Below are 24,892 nucleotides of genomic sequence, written 5' to 3'. Positions count from 1 at the left end.
ATTATAAAGGAGAGAATGATGCAAGTAAAACCAGAACTGGAGATAGAAAAACAACTAATCACCCAACTGGTAACTGGTGAAAGCCAATGGACTTATAGAGAAGACCTCAAAACAGAAGAACAACTATGGGACAATTTCTTTGAGAAACTAGCCCAAAACAACGTTTCCCTGCTGGCAGACCATCCCTTGACTGAACAGGAAAAACGCCAGATTCAAAACCAACTCAACTTTATCAGCTACTACGATGCTGCTAAGTGGTTGGTCGGTGAAAACGGCATTGCCAAGGTTGAAGTTCAGAGAGAGGATGCCAGCCTAGGAACCATCCGATTATCCGTCATCTGGCGAGATAATATCGCTGCTGGTAAGTCTAGCTATGAAGTTGTCAATCAAGTCCAACGAGAAAAAGTAAATCCTATGGACCAAGACCGTAGACTGGATGTTACTCTTCTCATCAACGGTTTACCCATGATTCAAATCGAACTTAAGAGTTCCCAAGCAGCATTTATCGATGCTTTTCACCAAATTAAAAAATATGACCGCGAAGGCAAGTTCCGTGGTATCTACTCTAGCTTGCAGATGTTTGTTGTGACTAACAAGGTCGATACTCGTTATATCGCTGCAGCTCGTGAAAATAAACTCAACAAGCAATTTCTAACCAAGTGGGTGGATAAGGACAATCATCCTGTGACAAACCTGACTAGCTTTGCCCACGAAGTCCTTTCTATCCCTCGTGCTCACCAGATGGTCATGCAGTATTCTGTCATTGATGATAGCAAGAAAGCTCTCATCCTCTTGCGCCCCTACCAGATTCATGCTATTGAAGCAGTGCAGGAAGCATCTCGTCAGCAAGCATCAGGCTATGTTTGGCATACGACAGGTTCAGGAAAGACTCTGACTTCTTATAAGGTAGCGAGGAATCTCCTTCAGATTCCTTCCATCCAAAAGACGATTTTTGTCGTTGACCGCAGGGACTTGGACCAACAGACCACTTCATCTTTTCTCTCTTATGCGACCAATGATGTCATTGATATTGATGAGACGGATAATACCCATGATTTGGTCAAGCGCTTAGGAAGCAATGATAAGCGTGTGGTGGTAACCACCATCCAGAAAATCACCACCATGATGCGCAAGTTTGACCAAGGTCTTTACCAAAGAGATGCGGATAAAATCAAGGGTCTCCGAGTGGTCTTTGTCGTGGATGAATGCCACCGTGCAGTGACACCACAAACACAAAAAGACATTAAAGCCTTTTTCCCTCAGTCCCTCTGGTATGGATTTACAGGAACGCCTATCTTTAAGGAAAATAAACGCCAGCAGGTCGGCGACCTCGCCCAAACCACCCAGCAACAGTATGGAGACCGTCTCCATGAGTATACAGTCAAGGAAGCCATCCATGACGGAGCTGTCTTAGGCTTTAAGGTAGACTATCGCAATACCCTCATCACAGACCAGTCTGAAAATGAAATACCTGATAGCGTCTATGAGAATGAGGAGCACATGCTGGAAGTCTTGGATGCCATTATCAATAAATCCCGCCAACAGCTAGGCTTCCAAAAGGGAGTAGGTAAGACCTACAATGCCATCCTAACCGTCAAATCCATCCCTCAAGCCCAAGCCTACTATGACTTGCTCAAACGAGTCAAGGCTGGTCAGACACGTGTCAAGGTATCTGAGAGGGTCAAGCAGGTCCTTCCAGACTTTCCAAAGGCGACCATCACCTACTCCGTTACGGAAAATGAAGAAGAGTCAAGAGCCAACCAAGACCACATGAAGCAGGTCTTAGAGGACTACAACCAAGAGTTTGATACTCACTTTACCATGGCGGATCTTCGTGGCTTTAACACCGATGTCAATAACCGTCTAGCTAGGAAACAGGATAAATACCTCTATCGCAATGAGCAGTTGGACTTGGTTATCGTGGTCAATCGTCTCTTAACAGGATTTGATGCGCCTTGTCTATCGACCCTCTTTATTGACAGAAAGCCCATGCAACCACAGGATCTGATTCAGGCCTTTAGTCGAACCAACCGTATTTTTGATTCTAGTAAGACCTATGGTCATATCATCACCTTCCAAAAGCCTCTAGCTTTTAAGGAAGCGGTGGACAATGCCCTCAAGCTCTACTCAAATGGTGGAGAAAATGAGGTTCTAGCGCCTAGCTGGGAAGAGGAAAAGAGAAACTTTTTGCGGAGTTGCAGTGATTTCCAAAATCTCATCACAGATGATCCGGAGGAAGGGCTTCAAATCGAGCAAATTTCTACACCTGAGTTGAGAAAGCTCGCCAAGGCCTATCAAGTCTTTGATAAATATCTAGCCTCTATCCGAGTGTATAAAGAGTATGATGAGGAAGAAATTTACGCCCAGACAGGACTAAGCGCAGAAGAATTGGAAAACTATCTAGGCTTTTATCAAAATATCCTTGCAGAATTAAAAAGCCGAAGAGATGATGGTGATGAGGATGGGGAACCCCTTGATATCCACTATGAACTAGAGTCTATCCAAGTGGATGAGATCAACTATGCCTATATCCTAACCTTAATCCAAAGTCTGATCGAGCAAGGTCAGAGTCAAGAAAAGAACCTAAGCGCTCAAGATAGAGAAGCGGTGGATACCTATATCCAAAGTCTGGAGAAGACTAACCCCAATCTTGCCCAGATTATCACTGAACTGTGGAGAGAAGTCCAAGCAAATCCAGAAAGCTATCGTGGTCAGTCTATCGCAAATATCTTGGATCAGATGATCGAGGCGGTTATCCAGCAACACATCCAAGTCTTTAGCAAGCGTTGGTATGTCGGAGAGGATGAACTCCGTTACTATGTCGAACACTACCGCAAGGGAGCCAAAAAACAACTAGGAGAGAGCCAGCTGACCAAGAGCCAGCGTTATCAGGACTATAAGATAGAAGTGGCAGACGCCCTCAATCCTCTCCTCTATAAAAAACAAATCAAGGAAGCCTATAAGCAACTTGTCGAAGAAGTGATTGAGCCGTTGAGGGTGGGGAGATAGTCCTTCTAAGTTTCGAAGACATAGACTTCCTAAGGTTTATATGCATTCTAAACTTAGAATGATAAGAAATACATAAATTTATGAGTATTCTAAGCTTCGAATAGTCTATCTGAGAAAGTTTTGGGGTCTTCGAACTTTCGAATAGTCGTCTTTCCTAAAGTTTAGATGTATTCTAAGGCTAGAAAAGTTAAAATCTGAAAATAGTAAGAGTCTCTATCTGACAGACGGAGTGTATTTCCAGTCAGATAGGGATTTTTGTTTTTGAAATGACGGATTTATTCTATAAAAGTAAAAAATAGCCCAAAAAAGTGCTGTTGGGATGATAAAGTAGACAGTTGAGCGGATGAGTGTCATAAGTTCTTTGCTATTTGTTAGAATTGTCTTATCAACTTAAAGGAGAAATCTGATGAAGAAAGATAAAGAAAATGAGGAGAGTTTTCTATCGGCCCTTCCTCTATGGGGACTCCTATTTTTGGTCTGTGTATTGCTTCAAGTCTATGTAAGAAAGGATAGACCTTTGATTCAACCTCCTAGACAAGGAAGCATTGTAAAAACAGATCAAAAACAGGTCTATCTTCCAGAACTAATCCAGTCTTTATTTGATAAAGAAAAAACGAAATGATTCGTTAAATAGAAAGGTTATCATCATGACAAAAATATTCAATATCCGTCCGCTAAGCTATACCAACTTTACCAACCGTGAGTTTGAAAGTCTCATGGTAGACACGGGTCAAGTACTAGAAGTTTTTGCTAAGGCTCATAAGGACGAGACTATGTATAGTAAGCACCTTGATTCCTTCAAGAGCAAGCTAGCAGACTTCCAAGGCCAACTCGCTATCGTAGAAAAGAAAGAGGCGACGAACCTGACCGAAGTCGATCGCAATCGTGACAGCGCCCTAGTCGGTCTCTTTACTCTTCATCGAGGATTTGCTAAGATCAAGGAGACCAAACTCAAAGAAGCTCATGAGATCTTGAAACCAGTCTTTGCCAAGTACAAGGATATCACCAAGCACAGCAATGATGTGGAAACGGCAGAAATCAAGAGTTTGCTCAAAACCCTCAGTGAAGAACCCTACCACACGGCAGTGACCAGCCTAGGACTGACACCTATGCTACAGGCGGTGATCAGTGCGCAGGAAGACTATGATAAGGTGGAAAGTCAGGCGCGTGCGCATAAGTCTGCCAAGGAAGTCGGCAAGACCAGACAAGTCCGTACCGAACTAACCAGTATCTACGATCTCTTTATGCGCTATACCGCAGCCAGTGCAGAAGCCTATCCAGAAAAAGAACACCTGACTAAACTCCTTAAAGACCTGAATACAATCCGAGATAGTAAGCGACGATTGACTGGTTTCAATAAGAAGGAGAAGAAAGTGAAAACAGAAGAAGCGACACAAGTGGCAGGATAAAAAATAAACGTCTTTAGATATATTATTATCTAAAGGCGTTTTTTGGTGGATTCATGGTATAATTTTAGTAGAACAAAAATATATCTCTACCAAGGATTAATTAAAATATCTTTGTAAACAATATGAAAAGACTATTATTTTATTTGATGTAAGACTTAGTTTTATGGGAGACTGAGAAATAAGAAATATATGCAGGAATTGTTGAATGGTTTTAAAGAAATATTTGGAGATAAATTTCTAGAATATTTTGAGAAATAAGTGATTTTATACTAAAATAATTTATAAAGTGGAGGATAAAAAATGCCTTATAACAATCCATATGATTTAATTACTAAATCTAGACAAATCCATAGGCTTTGTCATTTCACACATGTTTCAAATTTAAGTAATATACTAAAAAATGGTATTTTGTCATCAAGAAATATTCCTTATAGTAAATGGAATGATAAAGATAGAGCTGATGGTTATACAGAGTACGTATGTACATCTGTAGAATTACCTAATACATATTGTTTGAATAACATGGTACAGAAAACCGGAACGAATATTGAAGACTGGATTATCTTTAAAATTAATCCTTATATTATTGACGATACAAGCCTGTTTTGCCCTGTCAATGCAGCTAAGGAATGTGGTAAATATGTGAGTGATGGAGTTGAAGCTTATGAATCTATATTTCTGAATGATGGATGGGATAGGAATTCTAAATGGATTTCTAGTATCCCTTCTAATTTACAGGCAGAAGTATTGATAAAAGAGTGCATTCCAGTTAGCCAAATTGAAGCTATTATTTTTCATGAAAATTTTTTTGACGATGATATCTTTAAATTAGTAAATCAAGCAAATATTGAGTTAAGACAATCAACAGATTTATTTGATAGTTACAAGACACTTAGATGGTTAAATAGTGGAAGAGTTCCATTCGACTTTCCAGTAAATTTAAATGATTATAGGGAGTAAAGATGGCTTATAGACCAGTATTTTATGGAGATGCTTTTGGGTATAAAAAGCACATGATTGATTTTGAGTTTTTCACAGGATTTTCTTTGTCTCAAAAACAAAAGTCAATTCAATCCTTGCATAATAGTATTATTAGGAATTTTCCAGGTAGAAAGATACTAGAAGTATCTAGTAAATCTCTTGACGAAATAGGTAGACAAGCTAGTGCATTTAACTTAAATGTAATTTTAAAATCTGGAAAAGAGTTTTCTGTTGAACAGATTTTTCAAGGGAGTAAGAAATTTAGGCGAGGTGGCTCTCAACTGCACTTGATAGATCAAATGACGTCAAAAGAATTAAAAAAGTATATTGGTAAACTTCACCAAGTTGATGAATTAGTTTCTTTTGAATCTTTTGGTCAAATATTTCCACTAAAACCTCAAACATTTTTTTATAATTGGCTTTATATTAACTCTCTTCACAAAAACCAATTCTTGGCTAATCAAATTATAAATTATGATACATTTACTGATATAGAATTTAATCCAAATAAATCAAAAAATTGTCAAGCTGAAGCATGCTCTATTTATGTTTACTTATACAAGAGTAATTTGCTAGATTATGCTTTATCTAGTAAAGAGAATTTTCTGCAAGTTGTTTACCGAGAACAAACATGCAACTCTTGCTCTAATATTGAAGGGAATGATAGTAAAGAAATTTCATTGTTTGGTTATGAAGAAGAACTCAAATCATTAAGAGAATCTTATTCCAAAAAAGTTCCTAAATATAGAAATAGTAGCTTTAATGATGAATGGATTCGCCAAAGCCTTGGAAAAACTGTCGAAATAATTATGGGGCAATCACCCGATAGTAAAAACTATACTGATAATCCAAATGATTATATATTAGTACAAGGTAATGCAGATATGCAGAATGGTAGGGTTGTCCCAAGAGTCTGGACAACACAGATTACAAAGTTAGCTGAAAAAGGTGATTTTATATTAAGTGTTCGAGCACCTGTTGGAGATATAGGTAAGACAGATTATAATGTTGTTATCGGACGTGGGGTAGCGGCAATAAGAGGAAATGAGTTTATATTTCAATTATTGTCAAGGATGAAGCAAACAAATTATTGGGCAAAATTTTCTACAGGTTCAACTTTTGAGAGCATTAATTCAAGTGATATAAAATCAGCTGAAATTTATTTACCAAGTCAAGACGAACAATCCGCCATCGGCTCCCTCTTCCACACCCTCGATGACCTTCTGTCTAGCTACAAGGACAATCTCGCCAACTACCAATCTCTCAAGGCGACCATGCTCTCAAAGATGTTTCCGAAGACTGGACATACGGTACCTGAGATTCGCTTGGATGGATTTGAAGGTGAGTGGGAAGTTCAAACTTTAAAAGAATTAGCTAGTTTTTCTAAAGGGAATGGTTATACCAAAAATGATTTGGTTAATTCGGGCAAAGAGATAATTCTATATGGTCGACTTTATACTAATTATCAAACTATAATTTCTAAAGTTAACACTTTTGTCACATCAGTAAAAGTAAATACTGTGATTAGTAAAGGTGGAGAAGTTATAGTTCCAGCATCTGGTGAAACTGCAGAAGATATTTCAAGAGCATCAGTTGTTGAGAAATCAGGAATTATTTTGGGTGGTGATTTAAATATAATCTATCCAGATGAAAATAAAGTGGACTCTATTTTCTTAGCTTTAACTATTTCAAATGGAAGTCAACAGAAAGAATTGATTAAAAGAGCACAAGGGAAGTCAGTCGTACACTTAAGAAATAACGATTTAGAAAAAGTTGTCTTACACTATCCTTCTATGGAGGAACAACGTGCTATCGGCTCCTATTTCTCTAACCTTGATAACCTCATCAATTCTCATCAAGAAAAAATTTCTCAGCTTGAGACTTTGAAAAAGAAACTCTTGCGGGATATGTTTATATAGAATTTTGTTATGAAAAAAATTAGAAGATTATGTTTGTCGTTTTGTTTATCAATTTGTTCTTTTTCGCCAGGTTTAGTCTTGTATCTATTTACTATAGATATTTTTCCCTCACAGGATTCTTATGTATGTAGTTTTCTAAAAATAGGAGTGTTGATTTTCCTGATGCTTTCTTTTTCTTTTGGAGTCTTACAGTATTTGAAAAGATTTAAAGAAGCAAATGATACTGCTCAAGTTGAAAGTATACAACCAGTAGAAAATGAAATCATTCCAACTTACTTAGGCCTTTTTGTAATTATGCTGGGTTTAGGTGAATTAACATTCTTATATCAGATTGTAGTAATAGTCCTCATTTTTCTAATATGGTGGATTCTTATGGAGAGGTCATACTATTTTAATTTGATATGGTTGCTCTCATATCGTTATTACAGAGTCACTGATAAAAACGGCAATGTCTTTATTATTTATAGTAAGAAAAAAGATGTTAAAGAAACTGGGACTATAAAAGGACTAGTTAGAATAAATAATTTTACTTTTTTGGAGAAGGAATAGTATGTTTTTAGTAAAAGTAGGTCGAACGTATAGAAAATTGGATAACACGGATGATATTTCTGAATTAGTTGCTCCGGAGATTGATCCTGAAAATAGTAGAGAATTTGATCCAGAAATAAAGTTAGAACATGAGGAATGGTTCTATATTGAAATTGATGATGAACATATGTCTATGGTCAAAGAATATGGGGATAAGTTTTCAAGTACTGTAAGTTTAAATGATGTAACTGAGGAAGAGTTCTCGAAAATTGATTTGATTTTTCGAAAAGTTGAAAATGACGGTTTAGTTTTTCAAAAAATAACTAAATCAAAGAGAATGGTTGATAAGTCAATCTTGAAATGGAGACGTAGAAAAGCTGAGAGAACAATTATTGAAAATGGTATAGAATTAAAATCTGAGAACGATGCCTATTTTGATGGAAATAATAAATTGTACTTTAGAAGTTTTAGGACGATTCATAGTCTATTCAAAGGTATTGATGATTATTACCGTATAGCTAGTCTTGCAGAAGTTGATGAATTAAAAAGAATTGATTTAGTTACTTTCTCAGATTTTGAAATTAAATCTAATAATTTAAAAATGGTGGCAATTCTAAAAGATGATGAAATTGACCTATCTGATACCTCAATAATTAGCACCTTATTAACATCATATGAACAATATCCAGAGCAGGATTTCAAGGTTTCAGAAGGAAAATTTATTATTGATACCAACAAACGATTGACAAGTTTCTTAAAATTGGCGTTAGGGAGATTATATACTAATCCAATTACAAGTCATCAGATGGAAGCCAGCTCTGCTAGGCGATTACGGAAGAAGGAAAACTGAAGTAACATTCTTTAAAAAATTATCTATAAAGAGGAGTATTAATGGTATCTGTAACACAACGTATAAAAGAAATTAACCAACCTCGAGGTGGTTATCTGCCCATCAAGTTATTTTCAGTAGAGCAGTTCGAAGACCATAGAGTTCTGCATCCTGTAGAGTCTGTATCTCCTAGTTTAGTGGGCATTTGTGTGGACTACTTGACACGCTTTATGAAAGGGACAGAAGCCCATGATGCTTTCAGAATTTCTCTCAAGGGAGCTCAGATGGTGGGCATGGGAGACCTAGCAGAAGCACTGCTCGATTTGGTGACAGGATTGGACGATTTATCGATAGAAAGTGCGTGTCGTTTGGTTTCTTTTGATGTTGTTTATCGTGCGGGGAAACAGTATTATAAGCCTTTTGAGGAAATTTTGGTGGATGCAGAAACGATAGAGAATATTCGTATCATGGTAGAACGAAGTCTTTGCTTTTTCGACCTCTATGGTCCTTTGGTAAAGGATGGCTTTCATTTTCTTGGAGGTTATACAGAAACGATTGATAAGGGTGATGGAGATTTTCTGACCAAGGATACACTGTGGGATTTTAAGGTTACTAAAACAGCTCCAAATAAAGACCATACGCTACAAGTACTTGTATACTACATCATGGGTTTACATTCCTATGATCCTGACTTCCTTTCTATCGAAAATCTTGGATTTTATAACCCTCGAAAAAACATCGTTTATCAACTTCCAGTCTCCTCTATTCCTTTAGATTTGATTCGAACGATTGAAAAAGAAGTGATTTGTTATAAATGATTGCTTGTTTAAAAAAATTAATTGCAAAACTTAGAAAGAAACATTATGGAAACAACACAAACTTCCCAGTCGCTCTATCAAGCCCTGTGGAACTCAGCGGATGTTCTCCGCTCTAAGATGGATGCCAACGACTACAAGTCTTATCTTTTGGGCATGGTCTTTTATAAGTATCTGTCAGACAAGATGCTCTTTTTCGTGGCGGAGACTATGGAAGAAGGGACGGATAGTCTTGAGGATGCTCTTGAGGTCTATCGTAACTACTACGAGGATGCGGACACTCACGAGGATCTTATTGCAGTCATGAAGGACGAACTCAACTATAGTATCAAGCCTGACCTGACCTTTACGGCTCTGGTAGCACGTGTCAATGAGGGGACTTTTCAGCTAGAAGATCTGGCTCAAGGTTTTCGTGATATCGAGCAGAGTGACGACCTTTATGAAAACCTCTTTGAAGATATTGATCTCTATTCCAAAAAGCTAGGGGCAACTCCACAAAAGCAAAACCAAACAGTGGCGGCAGTCATGAAAGAGTTGGCTGTGCTAGATGTGGCTGGTCATGCTGGTGATATGCTGGGGGATGCCTATGAGTATCTGATCGGTCAGTTTGCGACTGACTCGGGTAAGAAAGCAGGTGAATTCTATACGCCTCAACCTGTTGCCAAGCTCATGACTCAGATTGCCTTTTTAGATCGTGAGGACCAGCAAGGATTTACCATCTATGATGCGACCATGGGCTCTGGCTCTCTCTTGCTCAATGCCAAGAAATACTCTCATAAACCGCAGACAGTGGTCTACTTTGGTCAGGAGCTCAATACCTCAACCTATAACCTAGCTCGGATGAATATGATTCTACACGGTGTTCCAGTTGAGAATCAATTTCTCCACAATGCCGATACACTAGACGAAGACTGGCCGACACAGGAACCGACCAACTTTGACGGGGTTCTCATGAACCCTCCATACTCTGCCAAGTGGTCCGCAAGTTCTGGCTTCCTGAATGATCCTCGTTTCTCTCCTTTTGGGAAACTAGCGCCCCAATCCAAGGCTGATTTTGCCTTTCTTTTGCATGGTTACTACCATCTCAAGCAGGATAATGGTGTTATGGCTATCGTCCTTCCCCACGGTGTCCTTTTCCGTGGTAATGCGGAAGGGACCATTCGTAAGGCTTTGCTAGAAGAAGGTGCTATTGATACGGTTATCGGTCTACCTGCCAATATCTTCTTTAATACCAGCATTCCGACCACGGTTATCATTCTCAAAAAGAACCGTACCAATCGGGATGTCTACTTTATCGATGCTTCTAAGGAGTTTGATAAAGGCAAAAACCAAAATATCATGACGGATGCTCATATTGAGAAGATTTTGGAAGCCTACAAGTCACGTGAGGAGATGGATAAGTTTGCCCACCTAGCAAGCTATGAAGAAATCGTCGAAAATGACTACAACCTCAATATCCCTCGCTATGTAGATACCTTTGAGGAAGAAGAAGTAGAGCCACTGACAGAAATCGTCAGCAAGATTAACGAGACAAATAAAGCTATCGAAAGCCAAACAGCTTCATTATTGGAAATACTCAACCAACTCCACGGAACCACACCAGAAGCCGATGCTGAACTTAAAGAGTTTTTGAAAAACTTTAAAGGGTGATGGGCTTAATTGATCCGCTCGTAATTCGCTCATTTTTTAGATACAACTTTGTTTCCATATTTCCTGGAAACTGATAGACAGCAAGGAGGAACATGGAACAAATTAACCAAAAATCCCAGTGCCAACAACTCTGGGCTAGAAACAAATACCTCGTTTTGAGCCATTCCAGTAATATTTATAATGAGATTCGCCAATACTTGAAGAATGAACAGGTGGAGGTGAGTCAGGTTCAAGAGATGATTGACCGTGCCTGTCAAATCCCCGAACACAGGGGTCAGGTTTGCAATGCCTTTCAGCATATTTGGGGCTATTTCAAAAAGAAAGCGACAGATGTTGAGCGTAAGGACTATATGCTCTTGCTGGATCGCTACCGCTTTGGTCAGGCTTCCAAGGAAGACTTAGTCGTTAAAACTCGAGACTTGCTTGAACACTATCCAAATACCTACTTGCAATATTCGACCTTACTGAAAGGAGACTCCAATGAGACTTTGGCATGAGGATTTGATTTCACAACTTCCCCGTCCGCAACTCTTGGGACAACATCGAGAGTGCTGTGCCCTGCGTGGCAATGGCTGGGGGAGAAAGCATGCGACGGTGGACTATGTCTTTACTCACTCGCCCTATCAACTCTATGCTTATCATCGCTTGATCATGGAGGAGATGGCTAACCGTGGCTACAATGTCAGTCCAGAGTGGTTGGACAAGAACTACCGAGGTAAGACCTGCCCTCCTTATGAAGACTTGCCTGAGGAAAAGTTGGGCAAGCCCATCTATAGTGAGCATGATGCAGGATACTATGAGGAATGTCTGGCTAATCTCCGTGAGAAAGGCATTGAGTTGGTGTAAGAGTCAGGATTAGCTCCACATTATAACTCTTCTCATAATTTTTTCGAATAATAAAGATGAGACCTTTAGAGTTTTTCTGAAGGTCTTCTTTTTATGAATATTAGGATTTATTTTTAATAACTTTTAAGTTATAATTTAAAAAAGCCAAGCGTGAACTGAAGGACATAAAAGAAAGAGGGTTAAGTGATGAAGAATAGTACCATTGGAAGTAATTGGAAGGATGTCCGAACAGAACTCTTTACCAAGGAAGAAATTCTTGAAAGTGATATGCGAGTGGCTATTATGAGTGAGTTGATTGAGGCTAGACATGAGCAAGGTATCAGTCAGAAAAAGCTAGAGGAACTCAGTGGAGTAAGCCAGCCTGTCATAGCTAGGATGGAAACAGGAAAGACTAGTCCTCAGTTGGATACGGTCTTAAAAGTCTTAGCCAGTTTAGGAAAGACACTAGCAGTCGTCCCACTTGAACAGGAAAAAAATTGATAGGATGAAATTCCTTGGATTTCTAAAATCATCCACTGGACAATTTCATCTCCCGTCCGCATTTTTTCAGGGAAATATCAGAATTACAAAAGAAAACCACCCTATAGTCTTTTCTAATAGCAAGCCATAGTCGCTGATGAGAATTGTCAATAGCTCGTTTGAGCATTCCAACTAAAATACAGTCATAAAATAAGCAATACAAAGGATTTGAGACACTGGTCTCAAGTCTTTTTCTTTTGTCCAAAAGAATGATATAGTTTCAAACTATATCAAAGCCTAATTATTTACAATTATACAGACCCTTTCTTTTCTGTTAAGATAGTTTCAACAACAAATTTTGGAGGACACATCATGTCAACTACGATCATCGGTTTCCCTCGTTTGGGCGAATTCCGCGAATTAAAATTTACAACTGAAAAATACTTTAGAAAAGAAATCTCAGAAGAAGAACTCTTGGCAGCAGCAAAAGACTTGCGTGCTAAACACTGGAACATTGTCAAAGAAAAAGGCATCACTGAAATCCCTTCAAATGACTTTTCTCACTATGACAACTTCCTAGATGCAGCTTTCCTTTTCAACGTGGTACCTGCTTCAGTTCAAAACTTGGACTTGTCTGACCTTGAGCGTTACTTTGCTTTGGGACGTGGTTACCAAGGAGAAAAAGGGGATGTTCGTGCCCTTCCGATGAAGAAATGGTTCAACACCAACTACCACTACATCGTTCCTAAATTTGAAAAAGACACTCAAGTTAAATTGGCTGGTCACAAGATCTTTGATGAGTTCCAAGAAGCAAAAGAACTTGGTCTCAACACTCGTCCTGTTCTTGTAGGTCCATTCACTTTCCTTCAATTGTCAGACTTTGAAGAAGGCGTGAAAGCTGAAGACTTCGTAGATAGCTTAGTGGCTGCATACCAAGAAGTTTTTGCTAAATTGGCGGAGCTTGGTGCAACTCGCATCCAACTCGACGAAGCGGCTCTTGTCAAAGACTTGACAGCTGAAGAAAAAGCTCTCTTCTTGAACCTCTACAACAAGCTTTTGGCTGACAAGAAAGGTCTTGAAGTCTTGCTTCAAACTTACTTCGGTGACGTTCGTGACGTCTACTCTGATCTTGTGAACTTGCCAGTAGATGCCATTGGTTTGGACTTCGTTGAAGGTAAGAAAACTCTTGAACTCGTTAAAGGTGGTTTCCCAGCTGACAAGACTCTCTATGCTGGTATCGTCAATGGTAAAAACATCTGGCGCAACAACTACGAAAAGAGCTTGGCTGTTCTTGAGCAAATCCCAGCTGAAACCATCGTATTGACAAGCTCATGCTCACTTCTTCACGTGCCATTTACAACTGCTAACGAAGAATTTGAACCAGCTATCTTGAACCACTTTGCATTTGCAGTTGAAAAATTGGATGAGATCCGTGACTTGGATGCTATCCGCAATGGTCAAGGTGCAGAAGCTCTTGCAGCTAACAAAGAACTCTTTGCGACTGAGCGTGTGGGTGAAAATGCAGAACTTCGTGCGCGCATCGCTGGATTGACTGACGCAGACTACACTCGTTTGCCAGCCTTTGCAGAACGTGAAGCCATCCAAGAAGAAGCCTTTAAACTTCCAGCTCTTCCAACAACAACCATCGGTTCATTCCCTCAAACTAAGGAAGTCCGTGCCAAACGTTTGGCCTTTCGTAAGGGTGAATTGTCACAAGAAGAGTACGACGCTTTCCTTGCTGAAACCATCGACGAATGGATCAAATGGCAAGAAGAAGTTGGATTTGACGTGCTTGTACACGGTGAGTTCGAGCGTAACGACATGGTTGAGTACTTCGGTCAAAACTTGTCCGGTTACCTCTTCTCTAAGAATGGTTGGGTACAATCATACGGTATGCGTGGGGTGAAACCACCAATCATCTGGGGTGACGTCACTCGTCTTAACCCAATCACTGTCAAATGGTCTAGCTACGCACAAAGCCGTACAGACAAGCCTGTCAAAGGTATGTTGACTGGACCGGTTACCATCCTCAACTGGTCATTCCCACGTGAAGACATCTCTATCAAGGACTCAACTCTTCAAATCGCCCTTGCTATCAAGGATGAAGTTCTTGACCTTGAAGCTGCAGGTGTGAAAATCATCCAAATCGACGAGGCTGCTCTTCGTGAGAAATTGCCACTCCGTCGTAGCGACTGGTACGAAGACTACCTTGACTGGGCTATTCCAGCCTTCCGCTTGGTACACTCTACAGTTGCGCCAGATACTCAAATCCACACTCACATGTGTTACTCAGAATTTACAGATATCATCCCAGCTATCGACAACATGGATGCGGACGTTATTTCATTTGAGGCAAGCCGTTCAAACCTTGAAATCTTGGACGAACTCAAAGCGAAAAACTTCCAAACAGAAGTGGGACCTGGGGTTTACGATATCCACTCACCTCGTGTGCCAAACGAAGGCGAAATCGACCACACGATTGATGCTATTCTTGCCAAAGTACCAAGCAAGAAAGTTTGGATCAACCCTGACTGTGGTTTGAAAACACGTGGTATTCCAGAAACAAAAGAAAGCTTGATCCGCCTTGTCGAAGCAGCAAAAGCTGCGCGTGAGAAATTGTAAGATAAGATTTCTCTCTTGACACTGACTGATCAAGGAACTGCTTGGCCCAAGCCGGCTCAGCAATCATGAAATCAAAAAGAAAAGGATAATGACTATGTCACGCCAAACACCGTCACTTTCATTTGAAGTGTTCCCTCCAAACCCAGCAGTGGGTAATGATAAAATTATTTCAGCCTTGCAGGATATGCGGGAGCTGACACCTCACTTTATCAGTGTGACTGCCAGCAATAATAAATTTAATATCAAGGAAACAACGGTTCGTTTGGCTGATTTTATCCAGAATGACTTGGCGATTCCAACTATTGCCCACTTGCCAGCTATCTATCTGACCAAGGATAAAGTTGCTGAAACCATTGCAGACTTGGATAAGGTTGGGGTACAGAAAATCTTGGCCTTGCGTGGGGATATTATCCCTGATGTGGAACCACAAAAGGATTTCCGCTACGCAACGGATTTGATCGAGTTCATCAAGGAACAAGCCCCTCAATTTGATATTATTGGCGCTTGCTACCCAGAGGGGCACCCTGACTCTCCAAACCAGATCTCAGATATTCAAAATCTCAAGAAGAAAGTGGATGCAGGCTGTTCCAGCCTCGTAACGCAGCTTTTCTTTGACAATGAGCGCTTCTATGATTTTCAAGATAAGTGTACCTTGGCAGGGATTGATGTTCCCATTCATGCGGGGATCATGCCCATTCTTAACCGTAACCAAGCGCTTCGTCTCTTGAAGACTTGTGAGAATATCCACCTTCCACGTAAATTTAAAGCCATCTTAGACAAGTATGAGCATGACCCTGAGTCGCTCAGAGCAGCAGGACTTGCCTATGCAGTGGATCAAATCGTGGACTTGGTAACTCAGGATGTTGCTGGTGTGCATCTCTACACCATGAACAATGCTGAAACAGCAAAATACATCCACCAAGCAACCCATGCCTTGTTTAATCATCAGTCTTTAGGATAATAAAAAGCAAACCATTCTTCTCAGGTGAGGGGAATGGTTCCTTTTTAATAGAAAAGCCCGTACTTTTTAAGAAAAATATGATAAAATAGACTCTGTACGTACTTGATACAAAGATGAGGGTATAAAAGTTTTAAAGGCTTTGTCGATTCTCAATTTTATGATAGAAATTTTTTCATAATTTGTTCTTTTCAGTATTTAGTTTGAGCGACACGAACGAGTCAAATCGATGTTATTTGACGAGAGAGTTAGTAAAGTATTTAGCTAATCGCCTAATAGCGATTAGCGTGAAAGGATTAGATGCTTTAGCATCAAACCTTTCTAATGATTTGTATCTTGATAGTTGAACACGGGCTAAATCCCTAGTGAAAAAGATAGATTTCCTGGTGTGCATCGCACACTGCGTTAATTTATGCAATCATGAGTAATTGAACACGGCCGAAAAGCTGTGTAAAAAAGATAAACTGTCTTGTCTTTATCGAAGACTTCGCCAGTTTCCTATTTTTACTTTGCTTTTTGCGACTTTAGTATCTTGATCTTTGTAGGCAAGGCGTATAATTTCATCAATCCAAAGGGGATTAAAATGACAAAACAAGTGTTTCAAACGACTTTTGCTGGTCGTGAGTTAATTGTAGAGACTGGTCAGGTTGCTAAGCAAGCAAATGGCTCTGTTGTCGTGCGTTACGGTGAGTCAACTGTCTTGACTGCTGCCGTTATGTCTAAGAAAATGGCAACTGGGGATTTCTTCCCTCTTCAAGTCAACTACGAAGAAAAAATGTATGCGGCTGGGAAGTTTCCTGGTGGCTTTATGAAACGTGAAGGACGTCCTTCAACAGATGCGACTTTGACAGCGCGTTTGATTGACCGTCCAATCCGTCCTATGTTTGCGGAAGGTTTCCGTAACGAAGTCCAAGTTATCAACACCGTCCTTTCTTATGATGAAAATGCCTCTGCTCCAATGGCGGCTATGTTTGGTTCATCCTTGGCACTTTCTATCTCAGATATTCCGTTTGACGGACCAATTGCTGGGGTGCAAGTGGGCTATGTAGATGGTCAAATCATCATCAACCCTACGCAAGAACAAGCAGAGCAATCTCTCCTTGAATTGACAGTAGCTGGTACCAAACACGCCATCAACATGGTAGAGTCTGGTGCCAAAGAATTGTCAGAAGAAATCATGTTGGAAGCCCTTCTCAAAGGGCACGAAGCAGTCAAAGAATTGATTGCCTTCCAAGAAGAAATCGTTGCGGCAGTTGGTAAGGAAAAAGCAGAAGTGGAATTGCTTCATGTAGACGCTGACTTGCAGGCTGAAATCATCGCAGCCTACAACAGTGACCTCCAAAAAGCTGTCCAAGTAGAAGAAAAATTGGCTCGAGAAGCTGCGACTCAAGCAGTTAAAGACCAAGTGACTGCGGTGTATGAAGAAAAATATGCAGACCACGAAGAATTTGACCGTATTATGCGTGATGTGGCTGAAATCTTGGAACAAATGGAACACGCTGAAGTGCGCCGTTTGATTACAGAAGACAAGGTGCGTCCTGACGGGCGTAAGGTCGATGAAATCCGTCCTTTGGATGCGGTTGTTGACTTCCTTCCTCGTGTGCACGGTTCAGGTCTCTTCACTCGCGGACAAACTCAGGCTCTTTCAGTTTTGACTTTGGCTCCAATGGGTGAAACTCAAATCATTGATGGTTTGGATCCAGAGTACAAGAAACGCTTTATGCACCACTATAACTTCCCTCAATACTCTGTAGGGGAAACTGGTCGTTACGGTGCGCCTGGTCGTCGTGAAATTGGTCATGGGGCTCTCGGTGAACGTGCTCTTGCTCAAGTCTTGCCAAGTTTGGAAGAATTTCCATACGCGATTCGCTTGGTAGCTGAAGTGTTAGAATCAAACGGTTCATCTTCTCAAGCCTCTATCTGTGCGGGAACGCTCGCCCTTATGGCTGGTGGTGTGCCAATCAAGGCGCCAGTAGCTGGTATTGCCATGGGACTTATCTCAGATGGAAATAACTACACTGTATTGACAGATATCCAAGGTTTGGAAGACCACTTTGGAGACATGGACTTTAAGGTTGCCGGTACTCGTGACGGGATTACAGCCCTTCAAATGGATATCAAGATCCAAGGGATTACTGCACAAATCTTGACTGAGGCCCTTGCTCAAGCCAAGAAAGCTCGTTTTGAAATCCTTGATGTGATTGAAGCAACTATTCCAGAAGTTCGTCCAGAATTGGCTCCAACTGCACCGAAAATTGATACTATCAAGATTGATGTGGACAAGATCAAGATTGTCATCGGTAAGGGTGGAGAAACCATCGACAAAATTATCGCTGAAACAGGCGTTAAGATTGATATCGACGAAGAAGGTAATGTTTCTATCTACTCTAGCGACCAAGCTGCTATTAACCGAACCAAAGAAATCATCGCTGGCTTGGTTCGTGAAGCCAAAGTGGATGAAGTTTACCATGCTAAGGTTGTTCGTATCGAGAAATTTGGTGCCTTTGTCAACCTCTTTGATAAGACAGATGCACTTGTGCACATTTCTGAAATGGCTTGGACTCGTACCAACCGTGTCGAAGATTTGGTAGCTATCGGTGATGAAGTCGACGTTAAGGTTATCAAGATTGATGAAAAAGGCCGTATCGATGCCTCTATGAAGGCTCTTCTTCCTCGTCCTCCAAAACCTGATCATGATGAAAAAGGCGAAAAGTCTGAGCGACCTCACCGTCCACGTCATCACAAGGACCACAAACCTAAGAAAGAATTTACAGAAACACCAAAAGATTCAGAATAAGAAAAGGAGAAATGTATGGGATGGTGGCGCGAAACCATTGATATTGTAAAAGAAAATGATCCAGCGGCACGCAACAGTTTGGAAGTTTTGCTGACTTATCCAGGTGTCAAGGCCTTAGCTGCCCACCGTTTCTCGCATTTTCTCTGGAAGCACGGCTTCAAACTCCTGGCTCGGCTGCATAGTCAGTTTTGGCGCTTTTGGACTCAGATAGAGATTCATCCGGGTGCTCAGATAGAATCAGGTGTTTTTATCGACCATGGCTCAGGCCTGGTGATTGGAGAGACGGCGATTGTTGAAAAAGGCGTTCTTCTCTATCACGGAGTGACTCTTGGTGGAACAGGGAAGGATGTTGGTAAACGCCATCCGACTGTCCGAAAAGGGGCGCTGATTTCAGCCCATGCTCAGGTGATTGGCCCTATTGAAATTGGAGAGAAAGCCAAAGTTGGGGCGGGTGCAGTGGTTGTGGCAGATGTTCCGAGCGATGTGACAGTTGTCGGAATCCCAGCTAAGATCGTCCGAGTTCATGGACAGAAAGATGAGCCGATGATCCACGAAGTTGAAGAAAAACGAGAATACTATCTAGACAAGCTAGAACATGCCCGTGAAGCCAGTCACCATTCATCAAGTCTGTAGGATAGGGTAGCAAAGTTATCGAGGTGAAGTATGACAGGAGGTAAGAACTATGTCAGATTTATCAGATGCAATTTTGAACCAGGCAGTTCTTGAGTTGCAAGAACGCTTGGATGGTCTTGCTAAGGAGCGCTTTATTAAACTGCCACCTAGCCACCAGCGTGAATGGGCTCATTATATCAGTGAAGCCAAAAAAGATGAGACCAAACTGCGCCGTCTAAATAAAATGAAGGCGGATTTGCTGAAGCCTTAAAGAAAGAGAAGTTATGCTATTAGAGGAATTTGAAGATGTAGCAGCAGTTATTGAGCCAACTGAAAAGCCAGTCCCTGACAAGGGTGAGGTGTGCGAAACCATCATCCTGTCCTTTAATGGCGAGATTCTGAAACGTTTGATTGAGTCAGAAAATGTCTATCAGGGAGGCTATTTGAAAAGCATAAACGGCCATCATCCATGGTATATTTATGGCCAAGGACCTAGCAAGCTAGCAGTTATGTTGGCTCCAATTGGGGCTCCCATGATAGTCGGCCAGCTGGAGGAGTTGGCGGCCAGAGGCTTCAAAAATTTCATCATTTTAGGTTCCTGTGGCGTTTTGGACCGCTCAATTGAGGCTGACAAGATTATTCTGCCTGCAGCTGCATTGCGTGATGAAGGAACTAGCTATCACTATGCCCCACCGGGTGACGAAGTCGCCTATGACGAGTCTCTGCTGATCGAGCTGGAAGCCATCTTTGACAAGCACAATATCGAACATATCCGCACCAAGTCTTGGACGACTGATGCCTTTTATCGAGAAACGCCTGATAAGGTCAAGCGTCGCTTGGCTGCTGGAGCCAAAGTGGTGGACATGGAAGCTTCAGCTATCATGGCTTGGAGTCAATTTCGCAAGAGTAAAGTCTATCAGTTCTTCTACACAGCTGACTATGTGGATCATCATAACCGAATCTGGGATGCCCGCCATGAAGAGCGGACAGCTGATGCCATGACTTTTTTCACTATCGCTTTGATAATAGCCGAGGAACTAGAAAGGTAACTACAAGAATGGCAGTATATTTTTACGGCTGTATCACCATGGATGGCTACTTGGCAGACAGTCAGCACAGGATAGACTGGCTGCATCAGCTTGGTTCTGTAGAGGATACAGGCTATGATGACTTTTACAGGCAAATGGATATCACCATCATGGGCAAGCGGACCTTTGAGGAAATCCAAGATTTGCAAGATGTAGAAAGTTTTTATCAAGCTACGGAAAACTATGTCTTTACACATGATAGGCACCTGCCTGTCAGCAATTACCAGCCAGTAGCTGGGGATGTGGTGGACTTTGTTCAACAGATTGACAAAGGCAAAAATGTCTTTGTGATTGGTGGTAATTCCTTGGTAGGACCGCTCTTGGATGCGGATCTTTTCGACCACCTCATTATTCAGATAGCGCCCCTTATCCTAGGAAAGGGAGTTCCCCTCTTTACTCAAGAGGAAGGGCAGCACTTTTACCAACTGGATAGCCTCAGACAATTTGGCCCTTTTGCAGAGCTGGTTTTCAGCCGAAAAAGTCAGAAATAGAGAAGGGAGTGGACCGCATGATTAAAATTTATGACACCATGTCTCGTGATTTGCGAGAATTTGTACCTATTGAGGACGGCAAGGTTAAGATGTATGTCTGTGGGCCAACTGTATACAACTATATCCATGTCGGCAATGCCCGCTCAACAGTAGCTTTTGATACCATTCGTCGTTATTTCGAATACCGTGGCTACGAAGTTGCCTATATTTCCAATTTCACGGATGTAGACGATAAGATTATCAACCGTGCCAAGGAAGAAGGTATCACGCCTCTGGAGGTTGCGGACAAGTACATCGCTGCCTTTCGTGAGGATGTGACGGCTTTGGGCGTGAAACCTGCGACTCGTCATCCGCGTGTAGTAGAGTTTATGGCTGACATCATTCGTTTTGTGGAAGACTTGATTGAAAAAGGTTATGCCTACGAGAGTCAAGGAGATGTTTACTTCCGAGTGGAAAAATCCCATAACTATGCTAAGTTGGCTAACAAAACCTTGGAAGATTTGGAGCTAGGTGCATCAGGTCGTACCGATGAAGAAACGGCTCGCAAGGAAAATCCTGTAGACTTTGCCCTTTGGAAAGCTGTAAAACCAGGCGAGATTTCTTGGGACAGTCCTTGGGGACCTGGTCGTCCGGGCTGGCATATCGAGTGTTCGGTCATGTCAACAGAGATTTTGGGCGATACCATTGATATCCACGGTGGGGGAGCTGATCTGGAGTTTCCTCACCATACCAACGAAATTGCCCAGTCAGAAGCCAAAACAGGCAAGATCTTTGCCAACTACTGGATGCACAATGGTTTTGTCAATATCGATAATGTCAAGATGTCCAAGTCCTTGGGCAACTTTATTACCGTGCATGATGCTCTTAAGACCATTGATGGGCAAGTACTTCGTTTCTTCTTTGCGACTCAGCATTACCGCAAGCCGATCAACTTTACAGAAAAAGCAGTGCGTGATGCCGAGACCAATCTCAAGTATCTAAAGAACACCTATGAGCAACCATTTTCTGGGACTGTAGATGCTCAAGAGTTACAGGCTTTTAAAGATAAGTTTGTTGCCGCTATGGATGAGGATTTCAACTCTGCCAACGGTATCACAGTTGTCTTTGAAATGGCCAAATGGATCAACTCAGGAAACTATGATGCAAGTGTTAAGGAAGCTCTTGCGGCTATGTTAGAGGTCTTTGGGATTGTCTTTGTTGAGGAAGTTTTGGATGCAGACATTGAAGCCTTGATCCAAAAGCGCCAAGAAGCGCGTGCTAATCGTGACTTTGCGACAGCAGACCAAATCCGTGATCAATTAGCGGCTCAAGGAATTAAGCTCCTTGACACCAAGGATGGAGTGAGGTGGACTCGTGATTGATGTCAATCTCATTAACGGGATTGCGCTTGCCTTCGAAGGAGATGCGGTTTATTCCATGTATATCCGTCGCCATCTCATCCTTAAAGGCATGACCAAACCCAACAAACTCCACCAAGAGGCGACTAAGTATGTGTCAGCCAAGGCTCAGGCTCGCTTGATTTCCCTCATGTTGGAAGAGCAAGTCCTGACGGAAAAAGAAGAAGAAATCTACAAACGTGGCCGCAATACCAATAGTCACACAAAGGCTAAAAATGCAGATGTGGTGACTTACCGCATGTCTACAGGTTTTGAAGCAGTGATGGGCTATCTCCATCTGACTGAAAATGTGGAGCGTCTAGAGACTATAATTTCTTGGTGCATCCAAAAAGTGGAGGGCTAGGACATGATTGCAAAGGAATTACAAGACTGGTTTCCTGAAGCTCAGATTTCAGATCAGCCAGTAGAGAAACCAGGCTATCTCACTCTCCCTTTAGCTTCTCAGCAGTGGATTTTACTGGAGGAAGCTGGGCTCAGCGAGCGTGAAAAGCAGCTGGTTGCCCTTTTGACCCAGCAAGAGCAGGCTCGTTCGCTCAATCCTTGGTATCCCTATCTGATTGAGGGGAAGGGGCAGGCACCGCAAACATTTAAAAAGATACAACTGGTTTATTGCCATCTTTCCTATTTCCAACAGGAAAATCTATCCTCTTGGCTAGACATGATGCGGACCCTCTTTCCCAACTGCCAGACAGTATTGCAGGTCGGGGCTCAGGATTATGTATTTGTGCTTCAACAAGATAAGTACACCTCTGTTCGCTCGATCTTATCTGATACGATTGAGGCAGTTGAGTATGATTTTGGTCTTCGTCTGTCGATCATGTTGGGGCAGGTTTGGTCTCAGACAGGTCCTCAGGCCCTATCAGACTTAATCAAAGCGGAGCGAGATTTGTTTAAGACTTGGTGGCGTCAGGGTCACCAAGGTGTACACACCTTTTCACAACTCTATCTATGGAGTATGGGAGAAAGACTAGTGGACCTGAAGGTAACCAAGGAATGCCTGCACCAGATGATCTTGGATCAAGACCAGATTCAGGAAATTATCCTTTCTCTCTGGGAAAACAGTGCTGTTCTGACTAAAACAGCCCAGCAACTCTATCTGCACCGCAACTCTCTCCAATACAAGATTGATAGATGGGAAGAATTGACAGGACTTCAGTTGAAGGAGTTGACGGATCTCACTCTTTGTTATCAGTTGATTTTACCAGATATTCTTTAAAGTTTTGTGCAAGTTGCACAGAACTTTTTTATTTTTTTGGTCACCTTGCCATAGAAAAATAAAGCGTTTTCATCTATAATAAAACTATCAAAAGACAAAAGGAGTTCACCTCGATGGTAGAATTAAATCTTAAAAACATTTACAAAAAATATCCAAACAGCGAACACTACTCAGTTGAAGACTTCAACTTGGACATCAAAGACAAGGAATTTATCGTTTTCGTAGGTCCTTCAGGATGTGGTAAATCAACAACTCTTCGTATGATTGCTGGTCTTGAAGACATCACAGAAGGTACTGCATCTATCGATGGCGTGGTTGTCAACGACGTAGCTCCAAAAGACCGTGACATCGCCATGGTATTCCAAAACTACGCTCTTTACCCACACATGACTGTATATGACAACATGGCTTTCGGTTTGAAATTGCGTAAATACAGCAAAGAAGACATCGACAAACGTGTGCAAGAAGCAGCAGCAATCCTTGGTTTGAAAGAATTCTTGGATCGTAAACCAGCTGACCTTTCAGGTGGTCAACGCCAACGTGTTGCCATGGGTCGTGCGATCGTCCGTGATGCAAAAGTGTTCTTGATGGACGAACCTTTGTCAAACTTGGATGCCAAACTTCGTGTATCCATGCGTGCTGAAATCGCGAAAATCCACCGTCGTATCGGAGCTACAACTATCTACGTAACTCACGACCAAACAGAAGCGATGACTCTTGCAGACCGTATTGTTATCATGTCAGCTACTAAGAACCCTGCTGGTACAGGTACTATCGGACGTGTTGAACAAATCGGTACCCCTCAAGAAGTTTACAAAAACCCAGTTAACAAATTTGTAGCAGGATTTATCGGAAGCCCAGCTATGAACTTCATCAATGTGAAATTGGTTGGTAGCGAAATTGTTTCTGACGGTTTCCGTTTGAAAGTGCCAGAAGGTGCTTTGAAAGTTCTTCGTGACAAAGGCTACGAAGGAAAAGAATTGATCTTCGGTATTCGTCCAGAAGATGTGAATGCAGAACCTGCTTTCCTTGAAACATTCCCAGAATCAGTTGTTAAAGCAACTATCTCTGTATCAGAATTGCTTGGTTCAGAATCTCACCTTTACTGCCAAGTTGGTAAAGATGAATTTGTTGCAAAAGTGGATGCTCGTGACTACTTGCAAACAGGTGCAACAGTTGAACTTGGATTTGACTTGAACAAAGCACACTTCTTCGATGTAGAAACTGAAAAAACAGTCTACTAAGAAAATGAAATGTCAAAACACT

The 24,892-nt window shown here is 41.4% G+C and carries 23 protein-coding genes and 1 pseudogene; all 24 read left to right on the top strand.

What is annotated here, in order from left to right; translation table 11 throughout:
- Window positions 1–15 precede the first annotated feature (15 nt).
- Entirely contained in the window at window positions 16–3,009 is a 2,994-nt protein-coding gene (locus V470_07480; protein AHZ48254.2) for a DEAD/DEAH box helicase, read from the top strand.
- A gap of 406 nt (window positions 3,010–3,415) precedes the next feature.
- Window positions 3,416–3,631, top strand: coding sequence for a hypothetical protein (locus tag V470_07475; protein AHZ48253.1), 216 nt, complete (start codon window positions 3,416–3,418; stop codon window positions 3,629–3,631).
- Between the two features lie 25 nt (window positions 3,632–3,656).
- Window positions 3,657–4,418 (top strand): hypothetical protein, encoded by a 762-nt coding sequence (locus V470_07470; protein AHZ48252.1) that lies wholly within the window; start codon window positions 3,657–3,659, stop codon window positions 4,416–4,418.
- A gap of 300 nt (window positions 4,419–4,718) precedes the next feature.
- Entirely contained in the window at window positions 4,719–5,378 is a 660-nt protein-coding gene (locus tag V470_07465; GenBank protein ID AHZ48251.1) for a hypothetical protein, read from the top strand.
- Window positions 5,379–5,380: 2 nt separating this feature from the next.
- Window positions 5,381–6,100: pseudogene (locus V470_10725) on the top strand (hypothetical protein).
- Window positions 6,080–7,318, top strand: a complete 1,239-nt coding sequence (locus V470_10720; protein ID AJZ74511.1) for a hypothetical protein — start codon at window positions 6,080–6,082, stop codon at window positions 7,316–7,318. Before V470_10725 ends, V470_10720 begins: the two are co-directional and overlap by 21 nt.
- Window positions 7,319–7,327: 9 nt before the next feature.
- The gene (locus V470_07450) at window positions 7,328–7,867 is read left to right on the top strand and encodes a hypothetical protein (GenBank protein ID AHZ48250.1); all 540 of its coding nucleotides are present in this window, start codon (window positions 7,328–7,330) and stop codon (window positions 7,865–7,867) included.
- A 1-nt stretch (window position 7,868) separates the two neighbouring features.
- Window positions 7,869–8,696, top strand: coding sequence for a hypothetical protein (locus V470_07445; protein AHZ48249.1), 828 nt, complete (start codon window positions 7,869–7,871; stop codon window positions 8,694–8,696).
- A gap of 41 nt (window positions 8,697–8,737) precedes the next feature.
- On the top strand, window positions 8,738–9,493 hold the full coding sequence (locus tag V470_07440) for a hypothetical protein (GenBank protein AHZ48248.1): 756 nt from the start codon (window positions 8,738–8,740) through the stop codon (window positions 9,491–9,493).
- Window positions 9,494–9,538: 45 nt separating this feature from the next.
- Complete coding sequence (locus tag V470_07435) at window positions 9,539–11,140, top strand: restriction endonuclease subunit M (protein AHZ48247.1); 1,602 nt, start codon at window positions 9,539–9,541, stop codon at window positions 11,138–11,140.
- Window positions 11,141–11,232: 92 nt separating this feature from the next.
- Window positions 11,233–11,637 (top strand): hypothetical protein, encoded by a 405-nt coding sequence (locus V470_07430; GenBank protein ID AHZ48246.1) that lies wholly within the window; start codon window positions 11,233–11,235, stop codon window positions 11,635–11,637.
- Window positions 11,621–11,986, top strand: a complete 366-nt coding sequence (locus V470_07425; protein AHZ48245.1) for a hypothetical protein — start codon at window positions 11,621–11,623, stop codon at window positions 11,984–11,986. Before V470_07430 ends, V470_07425 begins: the two co-directional genes overlap by 17 nt.
- A 186-nt stretch (window positions 11,987–12,172) precedes the next feature.
- Entirely contained in the window at window positions 12,173–12,466 is a 294-nt protein-coding gene (locus tag V470_07420; protein ID AHZ48244.1) for a transcriptional regulator, read from the top strand.
- A 351-nt stretch (window positions 12,467–12,817) separates the two neighbouring features.
- Window positions 12,818–15,067: a 5-methyltetrahydropteroyltriglutamate--homocysteine methyltransferase gene (locus V470_07415; GenBank protein ID AHZ48243.1), complete on the top strand. Its 2,250-nt coding sequence runs from the start codon at window positions 12,818–12,820 to the stop codon at window positions 15,065–15,067.
- Window positions 15,068–15,161: 94 nt separating this feature from the next.
- Entirely contained in the window at window positions 15,162–16,028 is an 867-nt protein-coding gene (locus tag V470_07410) for a 5,10-methylenetetrahydrofolate reductase (protein ID AHZ48242.1), read from the top strand.
- A 580-nt stretch (window positions 16,029–16,608) separates the two neighbouring features.
- The gene (locus V470_07405; GenBank protein ID AHZ48241.1) at window positions 16,609–18,822 is read left to right on the top strand and encodes a polynucleotide phosphorylase; all 2,214 of its coding nucleotides are present in this window, start codon (window positions 16,609–16,611) and stop codon (window positions 18,820–18,822) included.
- A gap of 15 nt (window positions 18,823–18,837) precedes the next feature.
- Entirely contained in the window at window positions 18,838–19,455 is a 618-nt protein-coding gene (locus V470_07400; protein ID AHZ48240.1) for a serine acetyltransferase, read from the top strand.
- Between the two features lie 49 nt (window positions 19,456–19,504).
- A complete protein-coding gene (locus V470_10715) occupies window positions 19,505–19,705 on the top strand; it encodes a bacteriocin (protein ID AJZ74455.1) in 201 nt (66 codons plus the stop codon).
- Between the two features lie 13 nt (window positions 19,706–19,718).
- Window positions 19,719–20,483: a phosphorylase gene (locus V470_07390; GenBank protein ID AHZ48239.1), complete on the top strand. Its 765-nt coding sequence runs from the start codon at window positions 19,719–19,721 to the stop codon at window positions 20,481–20,483.
- An 8-nt stretch (window positions 20,484–20,491) separates the two neighbouring features.
- On the top strand, window positions 20,492–21,013 hold the full coding sequence (locus V470_07385; protein AHZ48238.1) for a diacylglycerol kinase: 522 nt from the start codon (window positions 20,492–20,494) through the stop codon (window positions 21,011–21,013).
- A gap of 17 nt (window positions 21,014–21,030) precedes the next feature.
- Window positions 21,031–22,374, top strand: a complete 1,344-nt coding sequence (locus tag V470_07380; GenBank protein ID AHZ48237.1) for a cysteinyl-tRNA synthetase — start codon at window positions 21,031–21,033, stop codon at window positions 22,372–22,374.
- On the top strand, window positions 22,367–22,753 hold the full coding sequence (locus V470_07375) for a Mini-ribonuclease 3 (protein AHZ48236.1): 387 nt from the start codon (window positions 22,367–22,369) through the stop codon (window positions 22,751–22,753). Before V470_07380 ends, V470_07375 begins: the two co-directional genes overlap by 8 nt.
- A gap of 3 nt (window positions 22,754–22,756) precedes the next feature.
- Window positions 22,757–23,626: a regulator gene (locus V470_07370; protein ID AHZ48235.1), complete on the top strand. Its 870-nt coding sequence runs from the start codon at window positions 22,757–22,759 to the stop codon at window positions 23,624–23,626.
- A gap of 113 nt (window positions 23,627–23,739) precedes the next feature.
- Entirely contained in the window at window positions 23,740–24,870 is a 1,131-nt protein-coding gene (locus tag V470_07365) for a sugar ABC transporter ATP-binding protein (GenBank protein AHZ48234.1), read from the top strand.
- The last annotated feature ends 22 nt before the right edge of the window (window positions 24,871–24,892 follow it).

Origin of the sequence: Streptococcus sp. VT 162, assembly GCA_000688775.2 — a bacterium.
GTDB lineage: Bacteria > Bacillota > Bacilli > Lactobacillales > Streptococcaceae > Streptococcus.
The sequence above is the reverse complement of the archived record's forward strand: the minus strand, read 5'-3'. Positions and strand labels throughout refer to the sequence as shown.

Bases quoted from the DNA above. Each gene is read 5' to 3' on its own strand.
- V470_10715 (AJZ74455.1), top strand. From the start codon at position 19,505: ATGTCAGATTTATCAGATGCAATTTTGAACCAGGCAGTTCTTGAGTTG.
- V470_07445 (AHZ48249.1), top strand. From the start codon at position 7,869: ATGTTTTTAGTAAAAGTAGGTCGAACGTATAGAAAATTGGATAACACG.
- V470_07440 (AHZ48248.1), top strand. From the start codon at position 8,738: ATGGTATCTGTAACACAACGTATAAAAGAAATTAACCAACCTCGAGGT.
- V470_07385 (AHZ48238.1), top strand. From the start codon at position 20,492: ATGGCAGTATATTTTTACGGCTGTATCACCATGGATGGCTACTTGGCA.
- V470_07420 (AHZ48244.1), top strand. From the start codon at position 12,173: ATGAAGAATAGTACCATTGGAAGTAATTGGAAGGATGTCCGAACAGAA.
- V470_07425 (AHZ48245.1), top strand. From the start codon at position 11,621: ATGAGACTTTGGCATGAGGATTTGATTTCACAACTTCCCCGTCCGCAA.
- V470_07430 (AHZ48246.1), top strand. From the start codon at position 11,233: ATGGAACAAATTAACCAAAAATCCCAGTGCCAACAACTCTGGGCTAGA.
- V470_07415 (AHZ48243.1), top strand. From the start codon at position 12,818: ATGTCAACTACGATCATCGGTTTCCCTCGTTTGGGCGAATTCCGCGAA.
- V470_07435 (AHZ48247.1), top strand. From the start codon at position 9,539: ATGGAAACAACACAAACTTCCCAGTCGCTCTATCAAGCCCTGTGGAAC.
- V470_07400 (AHZ48240.1), top strand. From the start codon at position 18,838: ATGGGATGGTGGCGCGAAACCATTGATATTGTAAAAGAAAATGATCCA.
- V470_07370 (AHZ48235.1), top strand. From the start codon at position 22,757: ATGATTGCAAAGGAATTACAAGACTGGTTTCCTGAAGCTCAGATTTCA.
- V470_07475 (AHZ48253.1), top strand. From the start codon at position 3,416: ATGAAGAAAGATAAAGAAAATGAGGAGAGTTTTCTATCGGCCCTTCCT.
- V470_07380 (AHZ48237.1), top strand. From the start codon at position 21,031: ATGATTAAAATTTATGACACCATGTCTCGTGATTTGCGAGAATTTGTA.
- V470_07470 (AHZ48252.1), top strand. From the start codon at position 3,657: ATGACAAAAATATTCAATATCCGTCCGCTAAGCTATACCAACTTTACC.
- V470_07365 (AHZ48234.1), top strand. From the start codon at position 23,740: ATGGTAGAATTAAATCTTAAAAACATTTACAAAAAATATCCAAACAGC.
- V470_07480 (AHZ48254.2), top strand. From the start codon at position 16: ATGATGCAAGTAAAACCAGAACTGGAGATAGAAAAACAACTAATCACC.
- V470_07390 (AHZ48239.1), top strand. From the start codon at position 19,719: ATGCTATTAGAGGAATTTGAAGATGTAGCAGCAGTTATTGAGCCAACT.
- V470_07450 (AHZ48250.1), top strand. From the start codon at position 7,328: ATGAAAAAAATTAGAAGATTATGTTTGTCGTTTTGTTTATCAATTTGT.
- V470_07465 (AHZ48251.1), top strand. From the start codon at position 4,719: ATGCCTTATAACAATCCATATGATTTAATTACTAAATCTAGACAAATC.
- V470_07410 (AHZ48242.1), top strand. From the start codon at position 15,162: ATGTCACGCCAAACACCGTCACTTTCATTTGAAGTGTTCCCTCCAAAC.
- V470_07405 (AHZ48241.1), top strand. From the start codon at position 16,609: ATGACAAAACAAGTGTTTCAAACGACTTTTGCTGGTCGTGAGTTAATT.